This is a genomic window from Variovorax sp. P4_D9, assembly GCF_056401695.1.
Window position 1 is genome coordinate 1 of the sequence record NZ_JBFUIU010001343.1, and the last position, 1,660, is coordinate 1,660.

General features: G+C 63.4%; 2 protein-coding genes. One reads left to right on the top strand and one right to left on the bottom strand.

The genetic code is table 11. The annotated features are described in order from the left end of the window. Positions 1 to 678, bottom strand: a 678-nt coding sequence (locus AC1DY5_RS54695) for a LysR family transcriptional regulator (RefSeq protein ID WP_478122539.1), incomplete at its 3' end; no start/stop codon positions are given. Positions 679 to 843: 165 nt separating this feature from the next. On the opposite strand from AC1DY5_RS54695, the gene AC1DY5_RS54700 reads away from it, so the two are divergent. Then, on the top strand, positions 844 to 1,660 hold an 817-nt coding region (locus AC1DY5_RS54700; protein WP_478122540.1), incomplete at its 3' end, for a CaiB/BaiF CoA transferase family protein.

Genomic DNA, 1,660 nt, shown 5'->3' on the forward strand with positions numbered 1-1,660 from the left:
GCCCGAATGCGTCTTGACCGTCGGGTGCACGGACAGGACCACGCGCTGCGCACTTTTCACGTGCTCAAGGTGCAGCTTCTCCGGGTGCGGAAGCTGCGTGATGCTGACCCAGGGCAGGCGCAGCAGGTCATCGGGCTCGGCAACCCGGGGTGACGCGCGCAGCAGCTGCGGCGAGGCGCACAGCAGCATGCGGCAGGTCCCCAACTCCGCGGCGAACAGCCCGGTGTCGGCCAGCCGCCCGACCCGCAGCGCAAGATCGAAGCGCTCCTCGATGATGTTGGACACGGAATCCTCCAGCACGAGGTCGAAAGACACGTCGGGGTGGATCTTCCTGAATGCCGCCAACTGCGCGATCAGGAAGCTGACGCCGAAGTTGTAGGAGCACGTGAGCCGGATCGATCCGCTCGCGCCCACCCGCTGCGACTCCACGGTGGCGAATGCGTTTTCGCCCGCGGCCACCATCTGCCGGCAGTTCTCGTAGAACGCGCTTCCCTCCTGGGTCAGCGACAGCGCGCGCGTGCTTCGGCTGATGAGTTGCGTGCCGAGGCGTGCCTCCAGCGAGGCCACGTGGGCGCTGACCACCGACTTGCCAAGGCCCAGCGTCACCGCCGCCTTCGAGAACGACCCCTGTTCGACCACCTGCGCGAACACGGCCATCCGGTACAGCTCCTTGAGCATTCAAGCCTCTCCGTGCGTAATTCAATTGTCCGATTCTGCCGTACTCTAATTCCGTTTGGCGCCATCTAGTCTTGTCTCGCCGGAATGTCTATTGTTCAGGCATCGGACAAGACAACTTCTCGCTGCAGGATGAAGAGACCGGCGGCGACAACCAGGAGACAAGAAATGAGTGGACCTCTCGCGGGCATCCGCATCGTGGACATGACGACCATGTTGTCGGGTCCATGGGCAGCGATGATCCTGGCCGACCAGGGCGCCGACGTGATCAAGGTCGAGGTGCCCAACAGCGGCGACCATGTGCGCTCGCTGGGCAACCAGCGCGCCGGCATGTCGGCGATGTTCCTGAACATCAATCGCAACAAGCGCTCGGTCACGGTGGACGTCAAGACCGAGATGGGCCGGGACATCGTTCTCGACCTCGCAAAGAGCGCCGACGTCTTCATGCAGAACTTCCGCCCGGGCGTAGTGGACAGGCTCGGTGTCGGCGAGGCCGACATCCGCTCGGTCGCTCCAGAGATCATCTACGCCTCGATCAGCGGCTTTGGTGACGTCGGACCATGGGTCGGCAAGCCCGTGTACGACCCCATCATCCAGGCGGTCTCCGGCCTCACCACCGTCCAGGCAGGCTCCGATCTCGAGCGGCCGCGCCTGATCCGAACGGTGCTTCCGGACAAGCTCGCCGCGGTGACGGTGGCCCAGTCGATCTCAGCCGCGCTGGTGTCGAAGCTGCGCACCGGCAAGGGCCAGCACCTGCGCATCTCCATGCTGGATTCCATCCTCTATTTCCTCTGGGCCTCCGACATGGGTGCCCAGACCTACCCGGACAAGACCATGAGCAACCAGGAGGCCGCAAGTTTCATCGATCTGATCTATGAAACGAAGGACGGCTACATGACGGTTGCGGTGATGAGCAACAAGGAATGGATCGGCCTCACCAAGGCGCTGGAAAAGCCGGAGTGGCTGGACGATGATCGCTTTGCGA